The 19,515-nt window shown below is 63.8% G+C and carries 22 protein-coding genes; 13 read left to right on the top strand and 9 right to left on the bottom strand.

Annotation, left to right across the window (positions count from 1 at the left end; translation table 11 throughout):
* The first annotated feature begins 16 nt into the window (after window positions 1–16).
* Complete coding sequence (locus AB0362_RS24075) at window positions 17–739, top strand: TetR/AcrR family transcriptional regulator (protein WP_255183352.1); 723 nt, start codon at window positions 17–19, stop codon at window positions 737–739.
* 26 nt (window positions 740–765) lie between these two features.
* Here the strand turns inward: AB0362_RS24075 and AB0362_RS24070 are convergent, their stop codons facing one another.
* Together AB0362_RS24070 and AB0362_RS24065 are read right to left on the bottom strand one after the other, a co-directional pair.
* The gene (locus tag AB0362_RS24070) at window positions 766–1,554 is read right to left on the bottom strand and encodes an alpha/beta fold hydrolase (protein ID WP_317810838.1); all 789 of its coding nucleotides are present in this window, start codon (window positions 1,552–1,554) and stop codon (window positions 766–768) included.
* Window position 1,555: 1 nt separating this feature from the next.
* Entirely contained in the window at window positions 1,556–2,083 is a 528-nt protein-coding gene (locus AB0362_RS24065) for a phenolic acid decarboxylase (RefSeq protein ID WP_317810839.1), read from the bottom strand.
* A 65-nt stretch (window positions 2,084–2,148) separates the two neighbouring features.
* Between AB0362_RS24065 and AB0362_RS24060 the strand changes: the two genes are divergently transcribed.
* The 5 genes from AB0362_RS24060 (at window position 2,149) to AB0362_RS24040 (ending at window position 6,475) form a co-directional block, all read left to right on the top strand.
* On the top strand, window positions 2,149–2,622 hold the full coding sequence (locus AB0362_RS24060) for a MarR family transcriptional regulator (protein ID WP_149405209.1): 474 nt from the start codon (window positions 2,149–2,151) through the stop codon (window positions 2,620–2,622).
* 263 nt (window positions 2,623–2,885) lie between these two features.
* Window positions 2,886–3,707 (top strand): mycofactocin-coupled SDR family oxidoreductase, encoded by an 822-nt coding sequence (locus tag AB0362_RS24055; protein ID WP_149405210.1) that lies wholly within the window; start codon window positions 2,886–2,888, stop codon window positions 3,705–3,707.
* 9 nt (window positions 3,708–3,716) lie between these two features.
* A complete protein-coding gene (locus AB0362_RS24050; RefSeq protein WP_094639745.1) occupies window positions 3,717–4,550 on the top strand; it encodes a mycofactocin-coupled SDR family oxidoreductase in 834 nt (277 codons plus the stop codon).
* A complete protein-coding gene (locus tag AB0362_RS24045; RefSeq protein WP_317810840.1) occupies window positions 4,547–5,482 on the top strand; it encodes a MoxR family ATPase in 936 nt (311 codons plus the stop codon). The genes AB0362_RS24050 and AB0362_RS24045 overlap by 4 nt, the downstream gene beginning before the upstream one ends.
* A gap of 69 nt (window positions 5,483–5,551) precedes the next feature.
* Window positions 5,552–6,475 carry a VWA domain-containing protein gene (locus AB0362_RS24040; protein WP_317810841.1) on the top strand — a complete coding sequence of 308 codons (924 nt, stop codon included), beginning with the start codon at window positions 5,552–5,554 and terminating at the stop codon, window positions 6,473–6,475.
* Between the two features lie 73 nt (window positions 6,476–6,548).
* On the opposite strand, the gene AB0362_RS24035 is transcribed toward AB0362_RS24040, so the two are convergent.
* On the bottom strand, window positions 6,549–7,124 hold the full coding sequence (locus tag AB0362_RS24035; RefSeq protein ID WP_317810842.1) for a GNAT family N-acetyltransferase: 576 nt from the start codon (window positions 7,122–7,124) through the stop codon (window positions 6,549–6,551).
* Window positions 7,125–7,231: 107 nt separating this feature from the next.
* On the opposite strand from AB0362_RS24035, the gene AB0362_RS24030 reads away from it, so the two are divergent.
* Window positions 7,232–7,720: a nucleoside deaminase gene (locus AB0362_RS24030; RefSeq protein ID WP_149405214.1), complete on the top strand. Its 489-nt coding sequence runs from the start codon at window positions 7,232–7,234 to the stop codon at window positions 7,718–7,720.
* Between the two features lie 47 nt (window positions 7,721–7,767).
* Window positions 7,768–9,102: an alpha/beta hydrolase gene (locus AB0362_RS24025; protein ID WP_188078548.1), complete on the top strand. Its 1,335-nt coding sequence runs from the start codon at window positions 7,768–7,770 to the stop codon at window positions 9,100–9,102.
* 11 nt (window positions 9,103–9,113) lie between these two features.
* Here AB0362_RS24025 and AB0362_RS24020 read toward each other — a convergent pair whose 3' ends face one another.
* From AB0362_RS24020 to AB0362_RS23995, 6 genes are all read right to left on the bottom strand, one after another.
* Entirely contained in the window at window positions 9,114–9,866 is a 753-nt protein-coding gene (locus AB0362_RS24020) for a ferredoxin reductase (protein ID WP_149405216.1), read from the bottom strand.
* A gap of 1 nt (window position 9,867) precedes the next feature.
* A complete protein-coding gene (locus AB0362_RS24015; protein ID WP_149405217.1) occupies window positions 9,868–10,467 on the bottom strand; it encodes a sulfite oxidase-like oxidoreductase in 600 nt (199 codons plus the stop codon).
* Window positions 10,458–10,757 (bottom strand): hypothetical protein, encoded by a 300-nt coding sequence (locus tag AB0362_RS24010; RefSeq protein ID WP_262498268.1) that lies wholly within the window; start codon window positions 10,755–10,757, stop codon window positions 10,458–10,460. Before AB0362_RS24010 ends, AB0362_RS24015 begins: the two co-directional genes overlap by 10 nt.
* A 24-nt stretch (window positions 10,758–10,781) precedes the next feature.
* Window positions 10,782–11,204, bottom strand: a complete 423-nt coding sequence (locus tag AB0362_RS24005) for a YqhA family protein (protein ID WP_188078549.1) — start codon at window positions 11,202–11,204, stop codon at window positions 10,782–10,784.
* A 129-nt stretch (window positions 11,205–11,333) separates the two neighbouring features.
* Window positions 11,334–12,617 (bottom strand): competence/damage-inducible protein A, encoded by a 1,284-nt coding sequence (locus AB0362_RS24000; RefSeq protein WP_149405219.1) that lies wholly within the window; start codon window positions 12,615–12,617, stop codon window positions 11,334–11,336.
* A gap of 376 nt (window positions 12,618–12,993) precedes the next feature.
* The gene (locus tag AB0362_RS23995) at window positions 12,994–13,149 is read right to left on the bottom strand and encodes a hypothetical protein (RefSeq protein ID WP_188078550.1); all 156 of its coding nucleotides are present in this window, start codon (window positions 13,147–13,149) and stop codon (window positions 12,994–12,996) included.
* 131 nt (window positions 13,150–13,280) lie between these two features.
* On the opposite strand from AB0362_RS23995, the gene AB0362_RS23990 reads away from it, so the two are divergent.
* From AB0362_RS23990 to AB0362_RS23970, 5 genes are all read left to right on the top strand, one after another.
* On the top strand, window positions 13,281–13,928 hold the full coding sequence (locus AB0362_RS23990) for a hypothetical protein (protein WP_149405220.1): 648 nt from the start codon (window positions 13,281–13,283) through the stop codon (window positions 13,926–13,928).
* 164 nt (window positions 13,929–14,092) lie between these two features.
* Window positions 14,093–15,799 (top strand): transposase, encoded by a 1,707-nt coding sequence (locus AB0362_RS23985; RefSeq protein WP_317534359.1) that lies wholly within the window; start codon window positions 14,093–14,095, stop codon window positions 15,797–15,799.
* Window positions 15,800–15,954: 155 nt separating this feature from the next.
* Window positions 15,955–16,614 carry a response regulator transcription factor gene (locus AB0362_RS23980; protein WP_149405221.1) on the top strand — a complete coding sequence of 220 codons (660 nt, stop codon included), beginning with the start codon at window positions 15,955–15,957 and terminating at the stop codon, window positions 16,612–16,614.
* Window position 16,615: 1 nt separating this feature from the next.
* Complete coding sequence (locus tag AB0362_RS23975; RefSeq protein WP_262498269.1) at window positions 16,616–18,016, top strand: HAMP domain-containing sensor histidine kinase; 1,401 nt, start codon at window positions 16,616–16,618, stop codon at window positions 18,014–18,016.
* Between the two features lie 124 nt (window positions 18,017–18,140).
* Window positions 18,141–19,505: an MFS transporter gene (locus AB0362_RS23970; RefSeq protein WP_149405222.1), complete on the top strand. Its 1,365-nt coding sequence runs from the start codon at window positions 18,141–18,143 to the stop codon at window positions 19,503–19,505.
* Window positions 19,506–19,515 lie beyond the last annotated feature (10 nt).

The following is a 19,515-nucleotide window of genomic DNA, read 5'->3' as shown; positions in this document are numbered from 1 at the left end:
CGGTTATTCTTCGTTCATGACACGCGAGGACTCACCACGAGGATCGGCGCGCAATCCGCGTCGGGAGCTGGTCGAGAAGCAAATTCTCGACCAGGCCACGCGATTGTTCGCCGAGAAGGGCTTTGCCAGCACCACACTGCAGGACATCGCGGACGCGACCGGTCTGACCCGCCCGGCGCTGTATCACTATGTCGCGAACAAGGACGAGCTACTCTCGCGCCTGATCAGCGAGAGCACCGAGACCCCGGCCGCAGTTCTGCACGAGATCAATGCGCGATCCGATCTCGGCCCTACCGAGAAGCTACGCAAGATGGCCACCGCGATCGCCCTGAACCAGGCCGAAACCGCCGACCGCTTCAAGCTCATCATCAGGTCGGAAGCCGATCTGCCCGAGGAGATTTCGCGGACGTACCAGCAGAGTCGCAGGCACGTGCTCAAGGAGTTCGTGACGGTCGTCGAAAATGGCGTCAGGGCAGGGGAATTCAGGCCTGTCGACCCGCGCACAGCAGCACTCGGCATCATCGGCATGCTCAACTGGGTCGCCTGGTGGCATCAGAGCGGTGACCCGGACGCCGATCGCAGTGTGGCCACTCAACTCGCCGACATGGCATTGCGGACCGTCGTCCAGGACAGCGGAACGCCTCTTGTACCCGAGGGGCCCGAACGTGCGATCTCGATGCTCCGCGAGGATCTCGATTACCTCGAACGCATCCTGGCTCGGGATCGATCGGAATCGTGATCGACGGACTCGCGCCGGAGCCTTGCTCACCCAGCGCCCGGTAACCCCAGGAACGTCAGCAGACGCCTGAGAAGCTCGTCTCGCCACGCACGCGATGACCAGGTGTGGTCGGCACCGGTGACCTCGGTGAATGTCGCGTGTGGCAACAACTCTGCGTAACGGCGTCCGTACTCGAGTGGCACGATCTGGTCTGCCGTGCCGTGGACGATGTCGACGGGACCGTTGTATCCGGCCGCAGCCTCGTACACATCGAGGCCATTGCGGATGTCGTCGAAAAATGCCAGTCCGAGCCACATGCCGCCGAAGTCGAAGCCGCCGTTCTGTGCGACGGAATCGATGGGCTGGCCCTGGATCTCGTGCTTGACGGTGATGTCGTCGACGACAACGCCTGCAGGTGACCACAGGGTGAGGCTGGCGACACGGTCGGACAAGAGCGTGGCCGCCATTGCCGCTTCCACTGCGCCGAGGCTGTGGGCGAGAACGTGCACCGGTGCAGATCGATCGGCAGCGAACTCCCGGATCATGGTCGACACCTGCTCGACCTCGTCGCGCAGGGTGATGTCCTCGAACTCGCCGTCGCTGATGCCTTGGCCGAGTCGGTCGTACGCGCGGACGACTGCTCCCGCTTCGACGAGGCGTCGAGCGATCTGGACGAAGAGGCGCTGTGGTCCGATGCTCGAGTCGCTGAAGCCGTGCACGATCAGAACGGACGGCGCTGTTCTGTCGGAGTTCTCGGGTCGGTACTCGTTGCCGCGGATCACCTGCCCACGATGGGGAAGTGTGAGCGTGGCCATGCCGGGGTTCTGGAGGTCCATCTCAGTTGCTCCGGTCGGCGAAGCCGGCCGGTAAGTCAGCGGGCGCGGTGTCGATGACGGTGTCGTCGTCGATACCGACATACTCGAACAAGGTGATGTGCGCGAACTCGGGCACGACGTAGATCGGATAGGTGGGACCCTGATCGCGGAATTGACGCATCTCGTCGAGGTGGTCGTTCTGGAACAGGACGGTTTTGGACCCGTCGAGTTCCACCCAGTGCGGGAAGAAGATGGTGCCGTGCAGAACGCGGTCCTCGGGGACGACGTTGACGACGACGCTCGTGCCGGTGGGCTCGTTCCACGAGATCTTGTAGACGCCGCGACCGAGTCCGACGAGATCGACTTCTTGTCCCTTGACCCACCGGCCGCCGACCATTCCGGTGTGGATTCGGTAGTCGATGGTGGTGGCGTTCCTGACGTACATCTCGTACTGCCACCCGTTGGCATAGGTGTAGATGAACCGATGGCCGATGATCGAGTCCAGGGCTTGTTCGGGAGTGGGGTCGGCAACGCTGGTGTGAATGCTCATGACTCCATGATCACCCAGAAATGCGTTTGTTGCAAACCTAAATTTAGACTGAGTAGTCTGGCGCGGTGGACGATTCCGACAGTGCACCCGGTCTCGCGGATATCGCCCGCCATCTCAGCGAGGAGATAGGCCCCTTCCGCCGCGTGCTGCTCAACGCCTCCCGCTCGCGCGCAGGGCTCAAAGCCCTGCCCGACGCGCAGATCGAGATCCTGCGGCGACTCTTTCCGGACAAGTGGGAGGGCCCCACAGTGCTCGGACGTCAGCTGGGGTTGGCTCGCCCCACGATCAGCAACCTCGTCCGAACGATGGAATCGGACGGGCTCGTCGCTCGCCGACCCGACGACTCGGATGCTCGAAGCATGCGCGTCGGCCTCACCGATCTTGCTCGAGAGCAATTGCGCATCTACGACATTGCGGCAGAGGGGCTTCTCGTGAATATCCTCGACGACCTGACGCCGGCCGAGCAACGCACCCTGCGTGACGCCACTGCGCTGCTCGGCCGAATCCGCGAGGCGCTCGAGCACGGCGACGACCTGTAGCGGCGACAGAGTTCGTGAGGGCTCGGCGCGCAATTCAAGTCGATACTTCACTGCGTGTGCACGTCTGAATCAATCGTCCTGTTCTCGCGTCCACGGAACGTAAATCAACAACGATTCAAGTAATTCGGCCACATCTGCACTGGGTGTCATATAGCGTCGAATCATGTCCTCGAAACCGGACATACCGCCCGAGCGTACCCGGCCATTCGGCGAACCGTTCTGCGCTCGTACCGTTTTCATCCGACGATCAAGGAAGTTCGATCATGGGAAAGCTCGACGGAAAAGTAGCCTTCATCACCGGTGCCGCACGCGGACAGGGGCGTAGCCACGCTCTCCGGCTCGCGCAAGAAGGTGCCGACATCATCGCGGTCGACATCTGTGCACAGATCGATACGGTCGCCTATCCGATGGCCACATCGGAAGATCTGGCACAGACCGTGAAAGAAGTCGAGGCGCTCGATCGGCGCATCGTCGCCACGGAAGCCGATGTCCGCGATTACGACGCCATGAAAGCGGCAGTGGACTCGGCGGTAGCCGAACTCGGCCCCATCGACATCATTCTGGCGAATGCCGGAATAGCACCCCAGGGTGCCGAAAACCCCGACGAAGTGAAGACTTTCCGTGATGTGGTGGAGGTCAACCTCTTCGGTGTGTGGAACACCGTTCAGGCCGGGGTTCCGAGCATGATCGCCAAGGGCCAGGGCGGGTCGATCGTGTTGACCAGCTCGACTCAGGGCCTGTCCGGTGCGGGCGGTAACGGATCCGGTGCCGGAGACGGCTACGCGGCCAGTAAGCACGCGGTCGTGGGGTTGATGCGCACGTTCACCAATTGGCTTGCGCAGTACTCCATACGCGTCAACACCGTGCACCCGACCGGGGTGAACACGCCGATGGTCGTCAACGACGTCATGCAGAAGTTCCTCACCGAAAACCCCGACGCCACAGCCATGCTCGGCAATTTGCTACCGGTGCCGATGCTCGAAGCGATCGATATCAGCAACGCCATCGCGTGGCTGGTGTCCGACGATGCGCGGTACGTCACCGGCGTCACCTTGCCCGTCGACGCCGGCTTCCTGGCCAAGTAGGAGACGGACATGGGCAAGCTGGAAGGCAAAGTCGCATTCATCACCGGGGCCGCTCGCAGTCAGGGGCGAAGTCACGCAATACGTCTCGCGCAGGAGGGCGCGGACATCATCGCTGTAGACCTGTGCGGACCGGTCGACACCATCGAGATGTATCCGCCGTCGACCGAAGCGGACCTCGCCGAAACGGTGAAGCAGGTCGAAGCGCTCGACCGACGAATCGTCGCCACCAAGGCCGACGTGCGCGATTCGGCCGCGCTGAGAAAGGCCGTCGACGACGGCGTCGCCGAACTCGGTCGCCTCGACATCGTCCTGGGCAATGCGGGAGTGTTCGAGATCGCGCCGGCACTCGATATCACCGACGACGCATGGCAGAACATGATCGACGTCAACCTCACGGGCGTCTGGAACACATGCAAAGTTGCCCTGCCGCATCTGATCGCCGGCGGTCGCGGTGGTTCCATCGTGCTGACGAGTTCGACAGCGGGCCTCAAGGGCACACCGAATACGGTGCACTACACCGCGACCAAGCACGGTGTCGTTGGCATCATGCGCACTCTCGCAAACGAATTCGGACAACACAGTATTCGTGTCAACACCGTTCATCCGACCGGTGTGGACACCGTCATGATTCAGAATCCCAAGACGTGGGGGTTGTTCGCTCCCGACGATCCGAACCCGTCGCGAGAGAAGTCGGCACCGATCTTCCAAACCACGAACACGCTGCCGGTGCCGTGGATCGAGGCAATCGACATCTCCAACGCGATAGCGTTCTTGGTCTCCGACGATGCTCGATACATCACGGGTGCAACGCTTCCTGTCGATGCGGGGTACACGGTCAAATGACTGCTACCGCGTCGATCGGTGAGGTGCGCCGGCGGATTGCTGCGCACCTCGTGGGTCGAGACCGTGAACTCGACCTCCTGTTGGCAGCGGTCGCGGCCGGGCGGGACCTGCTCCTCGAGGGCCCGCCCGGCACCAGCAAGAGCACGCTGCTCGGCGCGATCACATCCGAGTGGTCCATTCCGCTGTTCTTCGTCGAGGGCAACGCCGATCTGACACCGGCCCGAATTGTCGGGCACCACAACCCGGCTCGGGTTCTTCGCGAGGACTACAGCGAGGACAACTTCGTAGCGGGACCGCTGATCGACGCGATGCGCACCGGCGGTTTCCTCTACATCGAAGAGTTCAATCGCGCACCCGAGGACACCCTGAACACGCTTCTCACCGCGATGGCAGAACGACGCATCGTGGTCCCGCGCGTCGGCACTGTGCACGCGTTACCGACGTTCCGCCTCGTGGCATCGATGAACCCTTACGACAACGTCGGTACAACGCGCCTGTCGACGAGCGTCCACGACCGTCTGTGTCGTCTGGCCATCGGTTACCAGGATGCCGAAGCGGAACGCGGCATCGTGGGTCTCCGTAGCGAATCCGACTCCGCGCGACTGATCGCCGACGCCGTAGCCGTCACTCGGATGACGCGTGAGCACGAGGACATCACCCAGGGCAGTAGTGTGCGCGGGGCAATCGATCTGACCCTCGTCGCTCAGCAACTGGCAGATCTTCGGGAGGTGGCGATTCCGCTCGTCACCGACATCGATCCACCGAGAGGCCTGCCCGAGGACTACCAGCAGGTCATGCTCGACGCGATGTACGTTGCCCTGTCCGGGCGCATTCACATCGACGAGACATCCGACGCACCAGCAGAAATGGTCTTGCACACGATATGGCAGGACCATTTCGTGCTGCGTCCCGCTGCTGCGGCGCCTGGTTGAAGAGCCGTCGAGGCCGAATCTCCGATCACACGGCCGGGGACCCGTAAGCCGGCAGGAACTCTGAAGCCGTTGCGTCGCAAACCGAAACAGCTGACGGAGTCACCGTCGCTGTTTCGTCCCGGCGGCGGAAGCGGTGCGGTACTGATCGCTCAGGGCCGCAGCAAGCCGGGTAAGGCTTCCGGCGAGAACAATCCGTCGGCACCCGGATTCACCGAGGAATCGGCCGAAGTGATTCCGCTGACCGACGCGACCGAAAGCGAGTCGACTGCCGACGCCGCGACTCGGGCCCGCGCCCGAAAGATCGCGGCTCGTCTGGCAGTTCGGCGTCCACGCATCGACACACGCGCACGGCATGGCGTCGGGGAGTTGACGTCTCTGCGCTATCGAGGCGGCAGTGACGAGATCGACCTGGACCGCATGCTCGATGTGTTGGCGGCCAATCCGATACCGGAGGACGATGACATCGTCGTCCGAGAACGCCTGCACACCAAGCGATCCATCGTACTGGTGGTCGACATCTCCGGGTCGATGAAGGGCGAACGGGTGCGGACTGCGGCCGCGACCGTCGGCGCTCTGGCCGGTGAGATGAACCGAGACAACCTCGCGGTCGTCGCGTTCTGGTCCGACGCGGCCGTACTGACTCGATTCGGCGACTCGCGGACCCCATTGGATATTCTCGACACCGTTCTCCGCATTCCGGCGCGGGGATTGACCAACGTGCAGTTCGCGCTCGAGACCGCGGCCGGGCTACTGCGTACGGCGTCCGCTCCCGACCCACGGGTTCTTCTGCTCTCGGACTGCGTCCACAACGCCGGTCCCGATCCACGCCCGACCGCAGCCAGGATCGCGCGCCTCGACGTACTGCTGGACACGTCGGGTGAACATGACGTCGACCTCGGACGGGATCTCGCGCGAACAGGGCACGGTCGTATACGGACCATCAAGACCTACCGCGACGTCGCACCGGCACTGAGTTCACTGTTCGGAGACTGACGTGTGAAGGTCGTGATTCGCGTGTTCTCCCACGACATCGGCATCAGGCACCTCTCGGGTCAGGAGTCGGACGTCACGTACGCAGGTCTTTTCGCATGATGACTCGCGGGATTCCGCCCGATACCGATGTCGTCTCGGCTGCGAATTCGAAGCCTGCCGACTCGAACAGTCCGCGGGTGCCGACGTAGGCCATCGTCAGATCGACCTTCGCACCCTTGTTGTCCACCGGATAGCCCTCGATGGCCGGAGCACCGTGATCGGCCGCGAAGCGAACGGCACCGTCCAAAAGCACGTGCGCGATCCCGCGCTTGCGGTGTCCGGCCTTGACGCGGAAGCACCAGGCCGTCCAGACCGGTAAGTCGTCGACGTGCGGAATCTTGTTCGAGCGCGCGAACGGCAGCTCCGAGCGTAGTGCCACCGCAGCCCAACCGACCACCTCGTCCCCGTCGTAGGCCAGCACACCCGGTGCGACTTTTCGACGGGTCAGCTTCTCGACGTATGCGGCGCGTTCCGGACCGACAAGCGCTCTGTTGGTCGCGGAATCGATTCGATGACTCAGACACCAACAGACCGAGGACGTCGGGTTCTTCGGGCCGAGAATCGTCCGCAGATCTGCGAACGACGTGGCAGGCCGTACCGAGAAGCTCACCCTCCGACCATACCGAGGATCGGTGTCCAATTACCGGTCCGGCAGGCGGTGATTTCGAGGCGGTACGGTCGAGACGTGAACACTTCGACCGTCGCTGCCGGTGCACTGTGAGCATCTCTTCGAGCGACCGTGCATTTCTGGCCCGTGCTGTGGATCTTGCTGCAGAGGCGGCGCGAACGGGCAACGATCCGTTCGGCTCTATTCTGGTGTCGGACAGTGGCCAGTTGCTGGCCGAGGACAGGAACAGGGTCGGCGACCTGAACGATCCCACCCAGCATCCCGAGATCGCACTGTCTCGGTGGGCTGCGACCAACCTGGACGCCGATCAGCGTCGATCCTCTACGGTCTACACCTCCGGTGAGCACTGTGTGATGTGCTCTGCGAGCCACGGCATAGTCGGACTCGGCCGCATCGTCTACGCCACGTCGACGGCTCAATTGCTGACGTGGCTCGAAGAATTCGGTGCTGCACCACTCGCGATCACGCCGTCGCCCATCCAGCAGATCGTGCCCGGCATCGCGGTGGACGGACCGGTCGCCGAGTTCGGCGAGGCCGTTCGCGAACTGCACAGGCAACGCCACACTTCTGCGCAGTGATGGTGCAGGCAGACATCGAAGTCGGAGCAGGGCACCGTACGAGAGCGATGACGACTGCGCTCGCGGTGACCGGCGTCGCCGGCGTCGTACTCGCGTGGCTCGAGTTCGTCCTCATCCGTCAGCAGCTCGCGGTGGGGTTGTGGGTCATCGCCGTGGCAGTGGTCGCGACATGTCTCGTCTTGTCCGATGCCAGAAAGCGTGTAGGCGTGGGGACTTCGCTCGGGTCCGTCGCCGTCGTGACTCAGGTGGCATGGCTGGTGACGGATCTGCACGCCCTGTGGGTCACGGCCTTGGCTGCGTCGATAGTGCTCGGCTTCTATCTGCTCGCGTCGGCATGGGCAGGCCGTTCGAAGACCTCCGCTCGTGGGGTGGCCACCGCCGCCCCAGCGGGCTTCGCCGCAGCGATTGCATTGGTGATTTCCGTCGTGGTCGTCGGCACGGCGGCCAGTCCGGCACCACTGATTCGATCGCTGCATGCGTTGGGGCAGAGCAATTCCTTCGAGCCCGACGCGCAGACGGCCACGGCGGTGGTCGACGGAGCACGCCTCACCAACGACATCGACTACGGCTCGACGCTTCCGAATTCGTTTCTCGACATCTACATCGCCGACGACGATCCATCGATCAGCCGGCCCACGTACGTCGCGATTCACGGTGGTGGTTGGATTGTCGGGGACAAAACCGATGGTGCTCCCAGCGCAGATTCCGGTGGTGCGTCGTGGGCCGGCCCCATGCTCGACGCGGGCTACAACGTGGTGTCGGTGAACTACGCGTTCGCGCCGAGCTACCGATTTCCCACGCAGACAATCCAACTGGGCCAGGCCGTGCAGTTCCTGGAAACGAATGCGGACGGGTACGGACTCGACATGACTCGCGTCGTCCTCGCCGGAACCAGTGCGGGTGGCCACATCGTGGGCAACTACGCTGCCGTGCAGACCAATTCCGATTACGCGCGGGCGCTGGGTATCGAGCCCACCATCGATCGAAGTGCTGTGAAGGCCTTGGTATTCGAGAGTGCTGCCCTTGATGTCGGTAGAGCGGGCGCACCGCAATCACCGAGCCCGTCGAACGGTTTCTTCTTCGACATCGCCGCCCGAAGCTACCTCGACACCACCGACCGAGCGTTGCTGGCGCAGGCGAACGTCATCGACAACGTCACGGCCGACTTTCCGCCGAGTTTCATCTCCGACGGCAACACCGGTACCTTCCCCGACCAGGCAGCCGAACTGAGCGCTGCGCTGGATCGAGTGGGCGTCGACAACCGCCTGAACCTGTACAGCAAGAACGAGGCGAGACTGGACCATTCGTTCATGTCGGTGGATTCGGAATGGACCGACGACTACACCCGACTCAAGATCGAGTTCCTCGGCGACATCGTCTGATCCGCTGCTCCTCAGCTCGGTCCGAAACGCTCCGTTCGGATGTTCGCTGCCGAGTGGCCCCGCTGCACCAGCATGTCGGCCACTGTGTCCACGAAACTCGTGGGGCCACAGATGTAGCAACGCGGCTCGAACTCCGCCGGCCATCCGTGCGCGTCGAGGTCCTCGACCGTGATGCGGCCGAGGGGCCGTGCGTTACCGGCAGGAGCACGCCGCGTATGAATCATGGTGACGTCCACGCCGGCCGGTGGACGAGCCCATTCGTCCGCGAAGTAGACCTCCGCGGGTTCGCGCACGGAGTACAGCACCCGGAACGGCACCCGACCGCCGTCCGCGGACGCCTGCGCACGAACCATCGCGCGGAGCGGGACGATGCCGGAACCGCCGCCCACCAACAGGATCGGTGGAGACGGGGTCTCGGAGGGCCGTGACGGCCGCCAGACGAACCATCGACCCACCGGCCCGCGGATTTCGATGCGGTCGCCGACCTCGACGGCCTCGACCAGGTACGGCGATACCTCGCCGTCCGCGACGTTCTGCACCGTGATCTCGATGCGCGACGTTCCGTCGGGTGCCGACGCCAGGGAGTAGCTTCGCTGTGCGCTGTAGCCGTCCTCGGCGGTGAGCTTGACGTCCACGTGCTGCCCGGCAAGATGGCCGGGCCACCCGTCGACGTCGAGAACGAGGGTGGACGCGGTGGGTGTCTCACGCCGCACGGTCGCCACCGTGGCAACGAGCCAAGGTTTCGCCCCGGCCGCCGATGTCACGTCAGTCGCCCTGGTATCGCTGTTCGCGCCACGGATCTCCGTAGTCGTGGTACCCGCCGCGCTCCCAGAAGCCCTGTTCGTTCTCCACGGTGAGCTCGATGCGTGAGATCCACTTCGCCGATTTCCAGAAATACAGATGCGGGACCAGAAGCCTTGCCGGACCGCCGTGTTCGCGAGTCAGGGGAGCGCCGTCGAACTCGGTGACCAGCCAGGCCTTCCCATCCCTGAGGTCCTCGAGGGGAAGATTGGTGGTGTAGCCGTCGAAGCCGTGCACCACGACGTAGCCGGCATCGCTATCGAGACCGTCCAGCAGAACGTCCAGGCTCACGCCCTTCCAGGTGGTGTCGAGCTTCGACCACTTGGTGACGCAGTGGATGTCGACGGTCGGAGTCTCGTGCGGAAGAGTCGCGAATTCGCTCCAGGTCCAGCTGCGAGTCTCGCCGCGTTCGGTGGTGATCGAGAACGACCACGTGTCGGTCGCGACCACGGGCGCAGGCCCGATCGCGAGGACGGGAAAATCCTTGGTCAGATACTGACCGGGGGGAGTACGCCCGTCGTCGCCGCGTCGACGGCCCACGAAGCCCTTCGAGATCAATGCCATGGTGGCAAATTGTCCTCCCGCGGTCGGGAGTCTGACAAGTCGGACGGTGCGACGATGTCGGAACGGACTGCCCTCGATCGCGGCATGATTCGACTACGGAGAGACAGCACGAATTCGACCGCCTTCCAGTACAGAATCGACAGGGCGAACGCCAACCATGGGTGGTCGTCGCGTAGCGGCAGGTAGACCTGGAAATGGATCAGGTAGATGTACAGCGAGGCGCTCGCCAGCACTCCTGCCACCCGGCTCAGCATCGCGGGGAATGGAATCGACGACAGCCATACCAGCATGCACAGGCCGATAGCGACGATGACTCACGGACTGCGATGCCAGGTTGCGAACACGATCAGTAGACCGCCGACCAACGCGGTGGAAACACTCTGTGCGATGAGCTCATCAGGTTCCGGCCTGGTGATGGACACTTCGAGGAATCGCACGACGAGTACCAGCAGCAGCGTTCCTGCGGTCTGCCTCTTCAACTGACCGAACGAGGTGGTTGTCAGTGAAGGCGGCAGGTCGAGGTCGTGGACGAACAATTCCCACAGACCGAATCCGACGATGAGAAGCACGGTCGCGATCAGGATGGAGTCGATACTTTCGAACAGTTTGACCAGCGCTTTGTCGGAGGAGAGGCCCTCGACGATGAGCAGACGGACGAAGTCCACACCCTTTGCGAAGGCCCACATATAGGTGACGGCCGACAGCAGCAGCGCAGTCGATGCGCCGACGATGCTCATGAAACGGACTTTTTCGACGGCAAGTCGGCGACCCGTTGGCTGCCCGTCCACAGTTGGTTGTGAATGGTGCTCAGAGTGGTCCGTTGGTGATGACATGTGTGGGTCCCTCCTGCGCTGTCTACAAGACCTTCAGCGAGTCTCCAACGCGTCGGCGAGCATATGCATTGCCGCGGTGGTCGACAGTGCACGGACACTTGCCCGGTCCCCGGGGAGATGAAGGGTGTGGGTGACGGTAGGTCGGCCCGTGACGGCGATAGCGAAGCAGACGGTCCCGACCGGTTTGGCCTCGGTGCCACCACCCGGGCCCGCGACGCCACTGGTCGATACCGCGATGTCGACGTTCAGTCGATTCAGTGCGCCTTCGGCCATCAGCGCGGCCACTGGCTCGCTGACCGCTCCGTGTTGGTCGATGACCTCGGCGGGGACGTCGAGCAGGCCCGTTTTCGCCTCGTTGGCGTAGGACACCACCGCGCCGATGACGTACGCCGACGATCCTGCGCGGTCGGTCAGGCGTGCGGCGATCATCCCTCCGGTGCACGATTCTGCCGTGGCGATCCGATGCCCGGACAGACGGTGCGCGACGATGTCGTCGATGGTGGACCCGTCGGTCGAAAAGACTCGTGCACCATGGATTTTCCCGACGAGACGTTCGAGATCCATGTACGCAGGTCTCGCCGATTCGGCGTAACGGGTCACCATTTCGAGCTCGCCGAGACTCAGACAGGTGGTGATCTCGAGATCGTCGAATCCCGTGATCTCGCGCTCTGCCGTTCGCAGCGTTTCGGCGAGGTCGGCCTCGGACAGTCGGTAGCCGCGAATGGTGTCCTGGCGCATCTGCGTGCGGCGGGCGAGGACCTCGGCGACGGGTGCGCTGTCGAGGGCCTCCGGCCACATCGCCTGCAGTTCGCGAGGTGGGCCGGGCAGAATGAGGACGGCGGGCAGTGACCTGGACTCGTCGGACGGTATCGCGACCCCGGGTGCGGTTCCGGTCGGTGAAATGGACTGCGCGCCTTGGGGAACCATCGCCTGCTTCCGAATACCGGCCCGTAGCGGCTCGGAGTCGGCTGCAGAACTCATGCGGCTTCGCCACCGTTGCACGATCGCGTGGATGCGATCTTCGAGCTCGGCATCCAGCGCCAATTCGCGGCCGTACAACGCGGCGACGGTCGGTACGGTGAGGTCGTCCGCGGTCGGACCCAAACCACCGGTGGTGACGATCAAGTCGACACGTTGATCGGCCAGAAACCGCACCTGCGCAGTCAGATCGTCCGGGCGATCACCGCACACGGTGATATGGGCAACGTCTACGCCCATCTCCAGAAGTCGTTGAGCCACCCACGGGCCGTTCCGGTCGGTGACCCGACCGGCCAGAACCTCGGTTCCCGTGACCACCACACCTGCTCGCACAGTCATCCTTAGACCTTACTGACCGAGGTGTGCCGGTGACTTCTGGGGTGGCAAACCTCTGCTGTTCACTGTGGCTGCGGGGCGAACACGTCCGGAACGTCATCCCGCTGCGCCGAACATCGAGTGCGGCGTCCATCAGTGCCGCCGCAAACGCGCGCGCGTTCGCCGGATGCTCGCGGAATAGTGGACGAACTCGCGCGCGTCTGACGGATGCGCGTGCGTTTGCGCGATCTCGTTGTTCACCAATCGAACTCGGGCAAAGATGCTCGCGGGTTCCAGTTACCGAGGAATCAGCACTGACTCGTGGTCAGGCCACCGTAAGGCCGACGTATTCAACGGACGGATTCGTGATCATGTATCGATCATGCCGTCGAACCGCGGTTCAGTTCGGCGCGTTTCCGCTCTCGGGAGGGTGTGGCACGTTTTCCTCGTCCACGTGCGCGCCTTCGACGGCGTCCGTCTCGGGGGTGTGCTCTCGGGGGCCGTCGTTGCTGCCCTGCGAGGGGACTGCATCGCTTGCGTCGGTCGGCATCGTCATGAAATCTCCACGGAGTCGGGGCGACAGGTCGCCGATGGATGTACATCATGGGTGTGCCCCGCTGGGTCCAGAACTACACCCCCGAGATGCCAGAATGACGACACGACCCATCCCGAGACGGCGAGGACTGCATGAATTCGACAGGCGCACAGGGCTCGGTGTGGTCGACGGTTGCGGTGATCGTCGGGATCGTTGCTGCCGGCACAGTTGTCGCCGGCCTGCTGCACGAACCGCAGCCTGACCCAGTCGTCATTCCTGGCTGCGAGGAGGTCGTTCAGCCAGAGGACTTGGTGCGAGTGAACTACGCATTCGTCAGCGAGGGTGACGCCGACATTTCCGAGGTGCCGTGGAGATTCGAGGCCAAAGCACAAGCGATGACCGATGCCCTGATCGCGGCACTACCCACCGGAGCGACCGTCGAACCCGAACCGTTCGCACCGGCCTTCGGCTTCGACGCACTCGCAGTACGGCAGTCACTGGACGGATACGCCGACGCGTTCGGAACCATCACCGTCGGCGATCGGACCGGCACGCTGACAGTCACTGTCTGGCTTTCCTCCGAGCCGGTCGGTCCGTGCTTCGCGGGCGTCGTCGACGAGCGCTCGACGCAGGCCGACGGAACAGTGCTCGACATTCAGGACAGCAAAGACGCGAGTCGCGTCATTGCGCGCGCGACCGACGGCACCCGAATCGATGTGAATGCCAGGGGCGTACTGACGCTCCAGCAGGTCATCGATATCGCACTGGCACCCGGCCTTCGCGCGAGCACCCCAGCCTGACGGGTTCCGTGCTCACACGGGCCGCACCTGAACGTTCACTACCGTCGCCCAACGGCGGTATCCGGGCTGTTGCGAATTGGGCCTGGTTGATGTTGCTGCGTGTTGGTCTGTAGTGGGGTGTGGTCGGCTGGGAGAATGTGCTGGTGGCCAAAGGTTATCGCCCGGTGGATCGGGATCAGCAGTTCTTGTTGCCGGTGGACATGCGTGAGTGGTTGCCGGCATCGGATCCGGTGTTCACCGTGATCGATGTGGTCACCGCGTTGGATACCTCGGCGGTGCATGCGGTGCGCCGCACCGGTGGTGTCGGGCGCGCGGGATACGACCCGGACATGCTGCTAACAGTGCTGATCTTCGGGTGGGCGCAGGGACAACGATCCTCGCGGGTCCTCGAGCGATTGTGTCAGCGCGATGCCGCGTTTCGGATCATCTGCGCGGGCAACACCCCCGATCACGTGACGATCTCCCGGTTTCGCGCTGACGTGGCCCCGTACATGGATGCCTTGTTCACCCAGGTTCTACTGTTGTGCGGGCAACTGGGTTTGGCCAGGTTGGGTGTCGTCGCGCTCGACGGAGTCAAGATCTCCTCCGACGCCTCACTGAGCGCCAACCGCACCGAGAAAGGTCTGCGGGCAGCGGCTGCCGAGGCCGCCGAGCAGCGACTTCGCGAGCATGCGCGGGCTGCCGCCGCTGAGCATGCTGCTGCCGACGCCGCCGAGGACGAGATGTTCGGGCCGGGATCGACCGGCGACGAGGTGCCCGAGGAGATGACCGATCCACGCTCTCGCGCGGCGCGTATCGCGCAGGCGTTGGCCGAACTCGAGAAGATCAACGCCGACAAGGCCGCCGAGCGCGAGCAGATCGAGAAGAACAAGACCGACCGGCGCACTGCGACGCTGGCACGGCGAGAGAAGCTGGTGGCGAATCATCTGCGTCGGCGTGAAGAATCGGGTCCGGTCACCGGCAAACCCCCGACGGAGATCAGAGTCGAAATATTGCAGATGAACCTGGCCGACGCGCGGGCCAGGCATCAGGCCACGATCGAGAACTACCAGGCGAGGAAGGCTGCGGGAACAGCGAAAGGACGTGTTCCCGGCCCAGTGGAGAGGAACGCGAAAGTCATTCGCGTGCAGCGTTTCCTCGACCGTGCGATCGCCGACCGGGCTGCCGCCGACGCCAAAGCCGCAGAGCAGGAACGACTGCGCGCCGCGGTCGATGCTGCCACTGCGGTATCGACGCCGCCGACCACTGTCGGAGAGGCCAAACGCAACGTCACCGACCCTGCGTCGCGGTCGATGCAGCTGCGTGGCGGTGGGTGGATTCAGGGCTACAACTGCCAGGCGGTGACCACCAGCGATGGGATCATCATCGCCACATCGGTGGGCAACAATCCCAACGACGGAACCATGTTCACCTCGATGCTCGACAAGGCTGTCGCTGCCGCCGATATCGTCTCGAGTGCTCGTGTCGATCCGGATCCGAACGCCGACAACGAGATCGGGGTGCTACTCGCCGATGCCGGGTATCTGACCGAGGCGAATTTGACCGCTCCCGGACCCGACCGGTTGATCGCGATCGGCAAGCACGCCGCGGTGTCGAAAGCAGCAGCCGACATGCCCGTCGACGGGCCACCACCACCGGGTGCGACACCGAAACAAGTCATGTCGCATCGGCTGCGGACCCCGGTCGGTGCCGCGCTCTACGGCCTGCGCAGCCACATCGCCGAGACCCCGTTCGGTCACGCCAAACACAATCTCGGATTCCGACGCTTCAGCAGCCGAGGACAACAACGAGCAGCCGCGGAATTCACCTTCCACGCTCTGGTACACAACCTGTTCAAGGCCATCGGAGCACAAACCCCGGCACTGGCTTGAGGCCGGGCCCGCCCGCGACCCCGATAGTTCCTACGCGCACACCCAGCCCAACGACGGCCACCTCGAAATCGAAACAGCCCGTATCCCGCGCATGACACCCGATCGTGAACACTCATGCCCGCGTCCACCCCCGATGGTGGCCTATCTTGAGTTCGATGCGAATTGCTGTGGTGGAAGACGACGACGGACTCGGCGACGCGTTGGTGGACGCGTTGACCGAGGTGGGGCACACGCCTGTCCGTATGCGCCGCGGCGCCGACGCCCTGCTCGGCTACCACGACATGGACGTCGTGCTGCTCGATCTCGGGCTGCCCGACATGGACGGCCTCGAGGTTCTGCGGAAGCTCAGGACGCTGAGTTCGGTTCCGGTGGTGGTACTGACGGCGCGGGACGACGAGCGCTCGGTGGTACGGGCCCTGCGCGGCGGCGCAGACGACTACGTAGTCAAGCCGGCTCGATTGGGTGAATTACACGCCCGACTCGAGGTGGCCGCACATCGTCGAAGTTCGGCGTCGGGACCCGCGGCGGACAGGCTGACGCTCGGGGACGTCGTCGTCGATCTCTCCGGTCGTGCCGTGGAAGTCGGTGGAAGCGCTGTTGCACTGACTACCAAGGAGTTCGACCTGTTGGCGCATCTCGTGACGCGTCGCGGCGAAGCGGTGAGCCGGGAACAGTTGATGGACGCCATCTGGGGCGATGCGTACGTAGCGATCTCGCGGACGCTGGATGTGCACATGACTGCATTGCGTTCCAAGCTCGATCGCCCGGGTGCCATCGTCACCATCCGCGGCTTCGGCTACCGCTGGGACACCTGACGTGCGACGGCGTGTCCTGTTGGTGTTGATGATCTACTCCACCGTCGTCGTGCTTGCGCTGTCGGTTCCTCTCGCGCTCCTGGTCGGTCGCGAACGGGCCCAACGGTTCGGCGAGAACAGGGCCGCGGCAGCATCGTTCTTTGCCGAACTCAGCTCACGAGAAGACGAATCCGGCGTGGCCCGTATCCGAGAATCGGTGCAGCGCTATAACAATCTGTACGAGGAGGGCGTTGCGGTCGTCGACCGCACCGGAGAGGCACGCGCGGTGTCCGGCCTGGACCTGCAGCGCGACGACGTCCAGCAGGCGGTGGCAGGAGCGTTGCGCAATCAGCGTGGTGACCTACCGTCGAGTCTGACGCCGTGGTCGGATTCCTCGGTGTTGATTGCCGCACCGGTCGGTGGGGGCACCCAAGTGGACGGCGCAGTGGTTCTCGAGGCGTCCACCGGTTCTGCGCGTAGGGACGTCGCGATCACCTGGGCGGTCATCGCCCTCGGTGCCATGCTGATTCTCGCAACGGTCGCGGTGATCGCTGTTGCGTTGTCGCGCTGGGTCGTTCGTCCGCTCACCGCACTGTCCTCGCGAGTCCACTCGTTCGGCGACAAGTTCCACGATCAGGCGTCGATCGAAGGTTCGCAACGACTCGAACCGGTGCCCTATGTCGGGCCACCGGAGGTGCGTGAGCTGTCCAGTGCCTTCGAGGCAATGGCCGACGACGTCGAGGCCGCCACCGCTGCGCAACGCCGATTGGTGGCCGATACTGCCCATGCTCTCCGGAACCCACTGGCAGCGTTGCGAATTCGGATGGATGTTCTGGGAATGCGGGTTCCGGATTCGGCAACCGATGCGCACCTGCGGACCACGCTCGAGGTCGATCGTCTGAGCTCCGTTGTGGAAGACCTGCTCGTTCTCGCAGCTGCCGAAACCCCGACGACCACTCGATCCCCAGGGTGTGACCTCGGTGCGGTCGTCGCAGATCGAGTCGGATTCTGGTCGAGCTCGATAGCCGTGGCCGACATGACCGTGCACGTCTCGGAGCCGAAAGCCGACACGGAGTGTCGCGTTGCGATGTCCGAGGACGACCTGACTCGAATTCTCGACGCTCTGCTGAGCAACGCAACCAAGTACGCCGGCTCCGGCACCGGCATCGAGGTCGGCTACCGAACCGGTGACGCGGACGTCACGATGTGGTTGTCCGACAACGGACCCGGCGTGCCTGCAGACGAGCTCGCCAAGGTCGTCGACCGGTTCTATCGAGCGTCGGGTGCGCACGGCGACGGTACCGGTCTCGGTCTGTCGATCGTCCACGCCCTGACCGAGCGAGCCGGTGGATCACTTCGAGTCATGGCGGGTCGACCAGTGGGACTTCGGATCGAGCTGCGGCTTCCGAGGGCCGTTTCCTAAGGGAGTGTTAGGAAATCCGAAACGGCTTGGTTCCAGGCTGTGCTTGCCGTCACAGTAGGGAGGCTTCGGTTGCCGATCGTTGCCCGGCAGCCCAATTGCCCGCTGAATGTGGAAGGACCAAACCATGGCCAACGAGGCCACCTCGCTCACCGGTTCGACGCTCCCGAGTCCACCCGTCTCCTCGCGCGCTGCCACCCGCCGTGCCGTCTTCAACACGTTGCGGGGGTCGTCCGGCAACCTGGTCGAGTGGTACGACGTGTACGTCTACACCGTCTTCGCGACCTATTTCGAGAATCAGTTCTTCGACTCCGCCGACAAGAATTCCACCATCTACGTGTACGGGATCTTTGCGGTCACGTTCTTGATGCGACCGGTCGGGTCGTGGTTCTTCGGCCGCTACGCGGACCGCAACGGGCGCAGGGCAGCGCTGACGTTCAGCGTCTCGATGATGGCGGCGTGCTCGCTGGTCATCGCGCTCACTCCGGGACGAGAGAGCATCGGCGTATGGGCCGCCGTGATCCTGATCCTGTGCCGTCTCGTTCAGGGCTTCGCCACCGGCGGTGAGTACGGTGCGTCGGCGACGTACATGTCCGAGGCCGCCACCCGCGAGCGTCGGGGATTCTTCTCGTCGTTCCAGTACGTCACCCTCGTCGGTGGACACGTGCTCGCACAGGTGACTCTGCTGCTGATGCAGGTGTTCCTCGAGCGCGAGCAGATCGAGGACTTCGGTTGGCGCATAGCCTTCTTCATCGGCGGAGTCGCGGCAGTGGTGGTCTTCTGGCTGCGTCGCAGCATGGACGAATCCCTGACCGAGGATCAACTCGACGCAGTGCGCAGCGGTGCGGACAAAGCCTCCGGCTCACTGAAGGAATTGGTCGCCAACCACTGGCGGGCGTTGCTGATCTGCTTCATGGTGACGGCCGGTGGCACCATCGCGTTCTACACCTACAGCGTCAATGCACCCTCGATGGTCAAGACCGCATACGAGGACCGGGGGATGACCGGTACCTGGATCAACCTCGCCGGTCTGGTCTTCCTCATGCTGCTGCAGCCCATCGGCGGAATGATCAGCGACAAGGTGGGTCGCAAGCCGCTGCTCGTCTTCTTCGGCATCGGAGGCGTGCTGTACACCTACGTACTCATCACGTACCTTCCGACGGCGACGTCGGTGGTCCAGTCACTCGCACTGGTGTGCGTCGGCTACGTCATCCTCACCGGCTACACCTCGATCAATGCGATCGTCAAAGCGGAGCTGTTCCCCTCGCACGTCCGCGCACTCGGCGTCGGCTTGGGGTACGCACTCGCCAACTCGGCCTTCGGCGGCACGGCACCACTGATCTATCAAGCCGCGAAGAACGGTGGGCACGTGGGCTGGTTCATTCTGTACGTGACGGTCGTGATCGCCATCTCGCTGCTGGTGTACATCTTCGTACTGCGCAACAAGTCCGAGACCGTGCTCGACCGAGAGCAGGGCCGAGCGTTCCAGTGACCGGCTACGC

The sequence above is a fragment of the Rhodococcus sp. NPDC079359 genome (assembly GCF_040702585.1).
GTDB lineage: Bacteria > Actinomycetota > Actinomycetes > Mycobacteriales > Mycobacteriaceae > Rhodococcoides.
Note: the sequence above shows the minus strand (reverse complement) of the source record. Positions and strands in the feature narration are given on the sequence as shown.

What these genes read in the sequence shown, in the direction of transcription:
- AB0362_RS24015 (WP_149405217.1), bottom strand. Translation starts at nt 10,467, where the DNA reads ATGGCATTGATCTCGAAGGGCTTCGTGGGCCGTCGACGCGGCGACGAC.
- AB0362_RS23970 (WP_149405222.1), top strand. Translation starts at nt 18,141, where the DNA reads ATGGCCAACGAGGCCACCTCGCTCACCGGTTCGACGCTCCCGAGTCCA.
- AB0362_RS23980 (WP_149405221.1), top strand. Translation starts at nt 15,955, where the DNA reads ATGCGAATTGCTGTGGTGGAAGACGACGACGGACTCGGCGACGCGTTG.
- AB0362_RS24065 (WP_317810839.1), bottom strand. Translation starts at nt 2,083, where the DNA reads ATGAGCATTCACACCAGCGTTGCCGACCCCACTCCCGAACAAGCCCTG.
- AB0362_RS24050 (WP_094639745.1), top strand. Translation starts at nt 3,717, where the DNA reads ATGGGCAAGCTGGAAGGCAAAGTCGCATTCATCACCGGGGCCGCTCGC.
- AB0362_RS24000 (WP_149405219.1), bottom strand. Translation starts at nt 12,617, where the DNA reads ATGACTGTGCGAGCAGGTGTGGTGGTCACGGGAACCGAGGTTCTGGCC.
- AB0362_RS24070 (WP_317810838.1), bottom strand. Translation starts at nt 1,554, where the DNA reads ATGGACCTCCAGAACCCCGGCATGGCCACGCTCACACTTCCCCATCGT.
- AB0362_RS23995 (WP_188078550.1), bottom strand. Translation starts at nt 13,149, where the DNA reads ATGACGATGCCGACCGACGCAAGCGATGCAGTCCCCTCGCAGGGCAGC.
- AB0362_RS24055 (WP_149405210.1), top strand. Translation starts at nt 2,886, where the DNA reads ATGGGAAAGCTCGACGGAAAAGTAGCCTTCATCACCGGTGCCGCACGC.
- AB0362_RS24025 (WP_188078548.1), top strand. Translation starts at nt 7,768, where the DNA reads ATGACGACTGCGCTCGCGGTGACCGGCGTCGCCGGCGTCGTACTCGCG.
- AB0362_RS24075 (WP_255183352.1), top strand. Translation starts at nt 17, where the DNA reads ATGACACGCGAGGACTCACCACGAGGATCGGCGCGCAATCCGCGTCGG.
- AB0362_RS24005 (WP_188078549.1), bottom strand. Translation starts at nt 11,204, where the DNA reads ATGAGCATCGTCGGCGCATCGACTGCGCTGCTGCTGTCGGCCGTCACC.
- AB0362_RS24045 (WP_317810840.1), top strand. Translation starts at nt 4,547, where the DNA reads ATGACTGCTACCGCGTCGATCGGTGAGGTGCGCCGGCGGATTGCTGCG.
- AB0362_RS24010 (WP_262498268.1), bottom strand. Translation starts at nt 10,757, where the DNA reads ATGCTGGTATGGCTGTCGTCGATTCCATTCCCCGCGATGCTGAGCCGG.
- AB0362_RS23990 (WP_149405220.1), top strand. Translation starts at nt 13,281, where the DNA reads ATGAATTCGACAGGCGCACAGGGCTCGGTGTGGTCGACGGTTGCGGTG.